General features: G+C 68.1%; 6 protein-coding genes. 4 read left to right on the top strand and 2 right to left on the bottom strand.

Annotation, left to right across the window (positions count from 1 at the left end; all coding sequences use genetic code 11):
• The first annotated feature begins 248 nt into the window (after positions 1-248).
• Positions 249-1,319, top strand: a complete 1,071-nt coding sequence (locus O3932_RS06130) for a hypothetical protein (protein ID WP_371536966.1) — start codon at positions 249-251, stop codon at positions 1,317-1,319.
• Positions 1,320-1,385: 66 nt separating this feature from the next.
• Here the strand turns inward: O3932_RS06130 and O3932_RS06125 are convergent, their stop codons facing one another.
• Positions 1,386-2,366, bottom strand: a complete 981-nt coding sequence (locus tag O3932_RS06125) for a 1,4-dihydroxy-2-naphthoyl-CoA synthase (protein WP_009648340.1) — start codon at positions 2,364-2,366, stop codon at positions 1,386-1,388.
• 357 nt (positions 2,367-2,723) lie between these two features.
• Here O3932_RS06125 and O3932_RS06120 point away from each other — a divergent pair, with 357 nt between their 5' ends.
• The 3 genes from O3932_RS06120 to O3932_RS06110 all read left to right on the top strand — a co-directional run bounded on the left by O3932_RS06120 (position 2,724) and on the right by O3932_RS06110 (position 7,265).
• Positions 2,724-3,782, top strand: a complete 1,059-nt coding sequence (locus tag O3932_RS06120; RefSeq protein ID WP_009648351.1) for an o-succinylbenzoate synthase — start codon at positions 2,724-2,726, stop codon at positions 3,780-3,782.
• Between the two features lie 9 nt (positions 3,783-3,791).
• Complete coding sequence (menD, locus tag O3932_RS06115) at positions 3,792-5,534, top strand: 2-succinyl-5-enolpyruvyl-6-hydroxy-3-cyclohexene-1-carboxylic-acid synthase (protein WP_371536963.1); 1,743 nt, start codon at positions 3,792-3,794, stop codon at positions 5,532-5,534.
• Between the two features lie 126 nt (positions 5,535-5,660).
• Positions 5,661-7,265: a trypsin-like peptidase domain-containing protein gene (locus tag O3932_RS06110; protein ID WP_371536960.1), complete on the top strand. Its 1,605-nt coding sequence runs from the start codon at positions 5,661-5,663 to the stop codon at positions 7,263-7,265.
• Between the two features lie 577 nt (positions 7,266-7,842).
• Here the strand turns inward: O3932_RS06110 and O3932_RS06105 are convergent.
• Positions 7,843-8,928, bottom strand: coding sequence for an isochorismate synthase (locus O3932_RS06105; protein ID WP_366101011.1), 1,086 nt, complete (start codon positions 8,926-8,928; stop codon positions 7,843-7,845).

Below are 8,928 nucleotides of genomic sequence, written 5' to 3'. Positions count from 1 at the left end.
TACCAAAGGGGAGGGGCGCGGAACAAGTGGCTGTCGGCGCTCGCAAGGTCTGACTGGCGACGTGACAGCGGGGGTTTGTCGAGCGCGTGTTGGCCGGTAGGATGGCACGCGGTTAGGTTCTCCTCGCATTGGAGAGAGGTATCGTGAACGCTCGGACGTTGTATCACCGCCTGTACGCGCGTGTGGTGCGGGCTCGGCTGCGTTGGTCTGTGTCGCCGCCGGTATTTTTTGCGCGAAAGCGCTACTGGTTGACGAGCGTCGCGGTCCTCGTCCTCATTGTTGGGGCGGTCGCCTCCGTGTTGGCGTGGCGCTCGCACGTTGAGCGGGTGAACCGGGAACTGGACGCGCAGGCTCTGGCCGGTGCGACCAGCGTGGTGAACGCCTACTGCGATGCAATCCTAAAGGGAAACGTTGACGAGGCAGCCGCGATGGATGGCCTCGCCAATTCCACCGACCCGGAGCGGATGCTCACCGATGCGGGCGCTGATTTGAGGGGTGAAGCTCGAAAGTTCTATCAGGTCAACCTCTCTGAGGGGACGCTCTCGCCTGACAGGCTCACAGCGACCTTTAATGTCACGAGTACCCCTTTCGGCAGGACGGTAGCGCCTGAGCATATCGAGATGGTGGCGCGCCGTGAGAGCCTGGATGCGCCGTGGATGATCGCTACGAGCATGGCGCAGACTGTGACGGTCGAGTTGCCCGCCGCCACGACCGAGGTTCTCTTCAACGGCGCTACCATCGCTTCCTTTAACCCCGTGGCGGAGTGGCCGGTCAAAGGACGGGCCCTCACGTTGACCCTCTATCCGGGGATATATGAGATCGGCGCGCGCTCATTCAGTAGCGAAGCGCGCCTAAGCTCGTTGCCTGGCGAGCTTCAGCAGCTCTATCGAGATGACGAGTACCGCGCAGTCCGGTCTCTGTTCAACGTTGAGCTGTCGAGTACCGGCGCAACGACGGTGAGGCCTTTCACTTTCGATGCTATTGTCTTGGAAAAGCAAATAGAGTATGAGGTCGCGGAGATCATCGCGCAGTGTATCAACACGCAGGGAAGCTCATCGCACCTATGCCCCGACGCGACCAAGAACGCCCCACCGAGAGTCAAGCAGGTTGACCTCCGTGACGAAGTCGGGTACTACGACATTCAAGTGACCATTGCCATTGACTCTCCGACGACCTTCACGATTGAGAGGCTGTTTGTCCCGAACCCAGCGCCCGGCATGGCCGAGTCATACACGGGCACTGTCACTGTCAGCTATGACGATAAGAGGCATCAGACGATCACGGGCATAACGCTCACTGCCCGCGAAGGGGGCGCATAGAGGAGGCCTCGGGGTCGCGTCCGCGATCCCGAGGCCTCCTGGCACAGTCGCCCGGCGGGCCAGGCCTCAGTAGTAGTACGGGTAGTCCTCCCAGCGGGGGGCGCGGTGCTCGAGGAAGGCGTCGCGACCCTCCTGGGCTTCGGCCGTCATGTACGCCATGCGCGTGGCCTCGCCCGCGAAGACCTGCTGGCCTGCAAGGCCGTCGTCGGCGAGGTTGAAGGCGAACTTGAGCATGCGGATGGCCTGCGGGGACTTCGTCGCGATGATCGCCGCCCATTCGAGCGCGGTGTCCTCGAGCTGCGCGTGGGGGACGGCGCGGTTGATGACACCCCAGCGCTCGGCCGTCTGCGCGTCGTAGCGCTCGGCCAGGAAGAAGATTTCGCGCGCCCGCTTGTCCCCGGCCTGGCGGGCCAGCAGTGCGGAGCCGTAGCCGGCGTCGAAGGAACCGACGTTCGCGTCCGTCTGCATGAACGCTGCGTGCTCGATGGAGGCCACCGACAGGTCTGCGACGACGTTCAGCGAATGCCCGCCGCCCGCGGCCCACCCGGGCACTGCCGCGATGACGACCTTCGGCATCGTGCGGATCAGGCGCTGGACCTCCAGGATGTGCAGGCGACCGGCGCGCGCCGGGTCGATCTGCTCGCGGCGCTGGGCGGTGGCCGCCTCGGGGTCCGCGCCCTCGACCTCGTAGCGGTACCCGTCACGGCCTCGGACCCTCTGATCGCCGCCGGAGCAGAACGAGTACCCGCCGTCGCGCGCCGAGGGGCCGTTGCCGGTCAGGATGACGGCTGCGACCGAGGAGGTCTGGCGCGCGTGGTCGAGCGCGCGGTACAGCTCGTCGACCGTGCCGGGACGAAAAGCGTTACGGATGTCGGGACGGTCGAAGGCGATGCGTACGACCGGCATATCCGCGCCCTCGGGGCGGCCGTCCGCCTCGGGGCCGCGCGAAATACCGCGGTGGTAGGTGATGTCGGAAAAGTCGAAGCCCTCGACCTGGCGCCAGCGCGTCGGGTCGAAGGTGTCGGAGACGAAGGGGAGAGCGCTCATATGTCGGATTTTAATGGACGAGGCCGGGGCGGGCTTCCGGCACCGGGCCGCGTCCCGCGGCGGCTGGGGAAAGAGGGCGTGTCCAACCGGGTAGGTCGCTTGCGCGGCTGCGTGTCGTTCCCGGTGGCAAGCTAACCGCATGGAATGAGGGGTGGGGTGGGGGTGTTGAGTCGCTTGTTACTAGTCAGTTCGTGTGTGATGTGTGAGATATCCTTATTTGCCAGGCGTTTGGCAATCCTTGAGAGTCTGTCATTTTCAGATAGTTAGCGCGAAATGTCTGACAACTGCTACTGTGAAGCGGTTGAGCTTGGGGGGCATCATGGGTGACAATATTACCGATATGTAAGGAGTGGTCCGATGAATGCATCGCCGTATGCCACGCTCATGCGCATCCCCATGCGTACGATGAGCCGCCAGACGCGCTACGCCCTCGAAGGCGTCGACGACATTCTCGTGTACAAGGTAGCGATGACCACGCGCTTCCGCGGGGTGACTCGCCGCGAGGGGCTCCTCCTCCATGGTCATGCCGGGTGGGGCGAAGCCGCCCCCTTCTGGAACTACGACGACGCCGAATCTGCGCGTTGGCTGGGTGCCGCCCTCGAATCCGCACGCCGTTTCCCGCCCGTGCCTCGTCGTAAGTACGTACCCGTCAACGTGACGATCCCCGTCATCTCGCCCGAAGAGGCCTACGAGCGTGTCAAGGCGTCCGGCGGCTGCGCGACCGCGAAAATCAAGGTCGCTGAACCCGGTGTGAGCGTGTCGCGCGACTGCGCGCGCATCGCCGCCGTCGCCGACGCGCTGCGTGAAACCGTCGGCGGGCAGGCTATGATCCGCCTCGACGCCAACGGAGCCTGGGAAGTTGACGACGCGCGCGCGGCCATCCCCGCGATGACGGACGCTGCCGGCGTCGTCCCCATCGAATACGTCGAGCAGCCCTGCCTGACCGTCGACGAGCTGGCCGAGGTACGTCGCAGCGTGGACGTGCCCATCGCCGCCGACGAATCCATCCGCCGCGCCGAGGACCCCCTCGAGGTGGCTCGCAAGGAAGCCGCCGACGTCGTCATCATCAAAGTCGCGCCCCTCGGCGGCGTCCGCTCCGCCCTGCGGGTCGCCCGCAAGTGCGGCCTCGGCGTCGTCGTCTCCTCCGCGCTCGAAACCTCCGTGGGCCTGTCCATCGGCGTCGCAGCTGCCGCCGCCGTTCCCGGCGTCCCCCGAGCCGCCGGTCTTGCCACGGCCTCGTTGCTCGTCGGAGACGTCACCACCCCCCTCGTGCCCGAACGAGGCCGACTGCCCGTCGGACGCCTCGCGCCGGATCTGAACCTCATCGGGCGAGGCCCCGAGGACTCCGACCTGGTCAGCCGGTGGGGGATGCGCCTCGAAGGCATGGCCGAGCACCTGGAAGAGGTCTCCCGGTAGGCTGGGCGCATGCCCGCCGTCGATACCGCCCGCGCGATCCTGTCCACCCTGGAAGATCTGGGCCTCACACACGTCCTGTACTGCCCCGGCTCGCGCAGCGCGCCCTTCGCCTACGCCCTCGAAGCAGGGGCATTCGGGGGCGACGCGCGTCCCGTCCTCGATGAGCGCAGCGCCGGCTTCGCTGCCGTGGGCCTCGCGCGCACCGGTGCCCTGCCTGCCATCATCGTCACCTCCGGCACCGCCGTCGCCGAACTGACCCCCGCCGTCCTCGAGGCCTCCCACGCGCGCCTCCCCCTCCTCGTCCTGAGCGCCGACCGGCCCGGCGAGCTGCGCGGCGTCGGCGCTTCGCAAGCCACCGCGCAAGCAGGACTCTTCGGCGTCCACGCCCGCGCCAGCATCGACCTGGAACCGCAAGAACCCTCGCGCTCCCTCGTTGGGCAGCTCTCGCGCGCCCTCGCCGCCGCCCTCGGCGCGCCTACCGGAACGCCTGGACCCGTCCAGATCAACGTCGCATTCAGGGATCCGCTCACGCCACAGGGGGTCCGCGTTGGCGCGGAGTCTGACGGCGGATCCGCGCCCGATCCCGCAGACGAGGCCCCGGCCGCGTTCGTTCCGCGCCCCACCCGGGTGCTCCCCGCCAGCCTCGCGCCCGCGCGCTGGGAGGACGTCGTAGGCGAGGCGCGCGCAGGCCTCATCGTCGCCGGTGAAGGTGTCTCGCCGCGGGCCGCGCAGTGGTCGCTGACCTCAGGCTTCCCGCTCCTGGCGGAACCCGCGTCCGGCGCGTGGGCGGGCGGGGAAGTGACCCCCTTCGAGCAGACCATCGTGTCGTCGCCTCTGGGACGAGAAGTTGACACCGTCGTCGTCACCGGGCGACCCACCCTCTCGCGGCCCATCCACGCGCTGCTCGCCCGTCCCGACGTGCGCGTCATCGTCGTCGACGCCGGCACCCCGTGGGTCGACATCTCCGGCAACGCCTCCATCGTCGTGCCCGCGCTGGCTGCACCCCGCGTCCCGTCGTGCGATGCCACGTGGGCCGCGCGCGTGCGCTCCGCCGTCGACGAAGCCGCCTCTCGCATCGACGCCCTTCTGGCCGGCGAGTCTGGGCGCAGCATGCTCGACCTGGCACGGGCCGTCGCTGCGGCCACGGTCGGCCCCCTCGTGCTCGGTGCCTCCAACCCCGTGCGTGCCTTCGACCTGGCCGTCGCCTCCCTGAACGGGCGTCACGTCTACTCCAACCGCGGACAAGCCGGCATCGACGGCACCATCGCCACCGCCGTCGGCATCACGCTCGGTCTTGGGGCCTTCGCTCACCGCGACGAGGCCTCGGCCCCTCGCTCCGCTCGGCGCGGGAAGGACGCAGGCCCGAACCAGGCGTCGCGCGTCACAGCGGTCATGGGCGACCTGACCCTGAGCCACGATGCATCCTCGCTGGCGCTCGCAGCGGCGACGGGAGCCGACCTCGACATCATCGTCGCCGACGACGAGGGCGGTGGCATCTTCGCCACCCTCGAACACGGCCGCGCCGCCACCCCACAGGCCTACGACCGCTGGTTCGGCGTCGCCCAGGCCGTCAACTACGAGGCGCTCGCGGCCGCCTACGGCATCGGATTCGCGCGGGCGTACGCTCCGAGCGAACTCGCCTCAATCCTTCGTGCCCCGGTAACGGGGCCGCGCCTCATCCACGTGCCCATCGAACGCGCGGCGCACCTGTACGTGCAGGCGCGCAACGCCCTGTGCGAGGCCGAGTTCTGATCCCGGCCGCGCGAATTCCCCGCGCGCGTGTCCACTATTCAGGAAACTCACAGGGGGCTTCCAGTACTCGTTTGAGGAAACGGCTCATACTGGTGAGTAACTAATGAACTGACACCAGAGGAAACCATGACTGAGCCTCGTATTCCCAGACCCGATGAACAGGCCGATCAGGCGGCCAGTGCCGCCCCCAGCTACCCGCAGCGTCCGGCCTTGTCCGCACCTGACACCGACCTGCCCACCGTCGGCGGCACCGCCGCCCAACACGTCACGCAGGAGACGCGCGCCGCCACGCCAATTCCAGCGCCGACCGGCGCGGACGTCACGCAGGAGATGCGCACGGCTAACACTCCTCACACCCCAATTCCCGCGCCCCAGGAATCGGCTATGCAGCAGGCGGCGTCGGCACCCCAGGATGGGGCGGTAACCCAGGACTCGGCTGCGCCTCAGGTAGCCTCAGCCCCCGTCACGCCCCCAGCCGCAGCTCCCACCGACACGCAGCCGCACGCGCAAGGCACCACGGCACCGGGCGGCACCTACGGCGCGCCCACGGGCCAGCCGGTCACGGGATACCCGGCCCCGGCCTCGGCCCCCGCCCCGGTCGTCATCGTCAAAAAGAAGGGTCCAGGCTGGGTCGCCCTGCTCGGCGCGATGCTCCTGACAATCGTTCTGACGCTGGGCGCGATGCTCTACATGCGCCCCGAGCTGCTGCGCGTCACCACGCCGCAGAACCTCAACAACGGCACCGTCGCGACCGTGCCCGCGTCGAGCGACGCCACCGACTGGACGGCCGTCGCCTCGGCGGTTTCGCCGGCAGTCGTCACCATCCAGAGCCAGAACGCGTCATCGGGCGGCACCGGCTCCGGCGTCATCTACGACGCGCAGGGTGACATCGTCACCAACTACCACGTGATCTCGCCCGCGATCAACGGCGGGCAGATTCAGGTCACCCTGGCGGACGGACGCCTCTACGGTGCGGGCATCGTCGGCCACGACAAGACCACCGACCTGGCGGTCATCCGCCTGGAGAACCCGCCGTCGAACCTGACGGTCGCGCGTTTCGCCTCGTCGCAAAGCCTGCAGGTCGGCGCGCCCGTCATGGCGATCGGTGCGCCGCTGGGCTTGTCGAACACGGTCACGACCGGCATCGTTTCCGCACTCAACCGCCCCGTCGAGGTCTCCATGGACGAGGACTCCACCTCGCAGGACCAGGCGCAGGCGTCCTCCGACCTGGTCGTCACCAACGCCATCCAGATCGACGCTTCCATCAACCCCGGTAACTCGGGCGGGCCGCTGTTCGACGCGACCGGCGCGGTCATCGGCATTAACTCCTCGATCAAGTCGCTGGCCACCTCCGCCGACGGCCAGGCAGGGTCGATTGGCCTGGGCTTCGCGATCCCCTCCGACCTGGTCGTCTCCATCGCCGACCAGCTGATCACCTCCGGTTCTGCCTCCCACGGGATGCTCGGCGTCACCGTCAAGGCCGCAACCGCCACCGTCGGCTCCGACACTTACGTCGGCGCGCAGGTTCAGGAGGTTTCCTCCGGCTCCGGTGCCGCCGCTGCCGGGTTGCGCTCCGGCGACGTCATCCTCAAGGTTGAAGGCCAGGAAGTCACCAGCCCCAAGCAGCTCATCGGCTACGTGCGCCGCTACCGGGCGGGCGACACCATCAACCTGACGATCGCTCGCGACGGGGCGACCCGGGACGTGTCGGTCACGATCCAGGGGTCCTGACGCTCATCGACGAGGCCCGCCGTCCCTTCGTGGGGCGGCGGGCCTTTGCGTGTGGCGGGGATGTTGGGTTATAGGACACGAGGCGTGGCGTGAGTGTTGAGTTTCCGGTGTAATGGTGCGGAAAAACTTGTGTTTTAGCTGGTCGTGTGTGCCTCGTTTATGTGAATACTGAAGTATCGCGGCCTGTGTGTGGCTCTCCCATGAACCGTGACGGATTGGCCGCGTGTGACAACGGCTTGGGGGCCAACGTGTCCCGCACGTGAACCCTCTGTCCCGCATGTGGGCCGTCTGTCCTGTACGTGGGCGGGGTTGCCCAGGTTCGGAATAGCAGGCCCACGTGCGGAAGAGGGGACCCAGGCTCCGAAGAGCGGGCTTGCGTGCGTGTCAAGGGGACTGAAGCGCATGGTGGGAGGGGCTGTGCGCGAGGCCGTGATGGTGGGCTGTGCGCCGATGCACCGCGGCCACAGGTGAGCGTGTGACCGATGGGGTGTTGCAGCCGATCAGCGAAGGTTTAATCCCTTCAGATCGGGTTGAATCCTCCTGGCGGGGGTGAATCCTCTGGCTCCAGAATGAGCGCTCACACCCCGAGGGCGTCCAGGAGCGGGCGCATCTTTGCCTCGGTCTCGGCGAGTTCCAGGTCGGGATCCGAGTCCGGCATGATGCCGGCCCCCGCGAAGAGGCGAAGCCGCGTCCCAGACGCGAGTCCGCAGCGCAGCGCGATCGCGAACTCGCCGTCGCCCGCCGTGTCCACCCAGCCCACTGGCCCGGAGTAGCGGCCACGCTCGGTGTCCTCCAGCTCCTCGATGAGGCGCATCGCCGCCGCCCGCGGCGTCCCGCACACGGCGGCCGTCGGGTGCAGGGCGGCCACCAGGTCCAGCAGGTGCGCCGATCCCAATCGCGCGTGAACGTCCGTCGCCAGGTGCACGACGTTGGGCAGGGTGAGCAGGAAGGGACCCTGCGCACGCACATCGGAACACAGAGACGTCAGAATCGACGACACGGATTCCGAGGCCAGTTCGTGTTCGCGCAGATCCTTCGGGCTGGAGGCGAGCATCGTGCCCTCGCCGGGCTTGCACGTACCCGCCAGGACGCGCGACGACGCGGTCCCATGCGAAGCGGCAATCAGCATCTCCGGCGATGCCCCCACCAGCGAATCAACGCAGAAACGCCACGTCGAGGGGTACAAGTCGCTGAGGCGCTCGAGAAGGAAACGCTCGTCGAAGCCGCGCGAGCACCGAATCGTCATGTCGCGCGCCATGACGGCCTTGTCAGCCGCGCCCTCGCGCAGCCGTGCGGCCATCGCCTGGACCGAATCACGCCACTGGGTCCGCGACATCGACCCCTGACCAAACGTCAGGGAATCGGGCACGCGGGCGGCGGGCCTCGCGCAGGAGAGGGCAGCATCAACCGCCGCCAGCGGATCGGGCGCATCCCCAATCCCGGCGGTGATCGCCCAACGCGCCCCGGCCTCGTCGATGAGAGTCAGCGCGGGCACAAAAGCCACCGAGCGGGCAGGGGAGCGGAACGCGAAGGACGCGAAGAGGACCGGGGAAGGGCCAGGCACAGGGGACGAGGCCGGGGCGGCCTCCCACGCGCGGCGCACCCGGGCGATGGCGTCGGGGGCCGCGGACTCGAGCGTGAGTGCGCGACCGAGGCCGATCAT

This window comes from Pauljensenia sp. 20925_1_25, assembly GCF_041433955.1.
Taxonomy (GTDB): domain Bacteria; phylum Actinomycetota; class Actinomycetes; order Actinomycetales; family Actinomycetaceae; genus Pauljensenia.
The sequence above is the reverse complement of the archived record's forward strand: the minus strand, read 5'-3'. Positions and strand labels throughout refer to the sequence as shown.

What these genes read in the sequence shown, in the direction of transcription:
- O3932_RS06125 (WP_009648340.1), bottom strand. Translation starts at nt 2,366, where the DNA reads ATGAGCGCTCTCCCCTTCGTCTCCGACACCTTCGACCCGACGCGCTGG.
- O3932_RS06120 (WP_009648351.1), top strand. Translation starts at nt 2,724, where the DNA reads ATGAATGCATCGCCGTATGCCACGCTCATGCGCATCCCCATGCGTACG.
- menD (WP_371536963.1), top strand. Translation starts at nt 3,792, where the DNA reads ATGCCCGCCGTCGATACCGCCCGCGCGATCCTGTCCACCCTGGAAGAT.
- O3932_RS06110 (WP_371536960.1), top strand. Translation starts at nt 5,661, where the DNA reads ATGACTGAGCCTCGTATTCCCAGACCCGATGAACAGGCCGATCAGGCG.
- O3932_RS06105 (WP_366101011.1), bottom strand. Translation starts at nt 8,928, where the DNA reads ATGATCGGCCTCGGTCGCGCACTCACGCTCGAGTCCGCGGCCCCCGAC.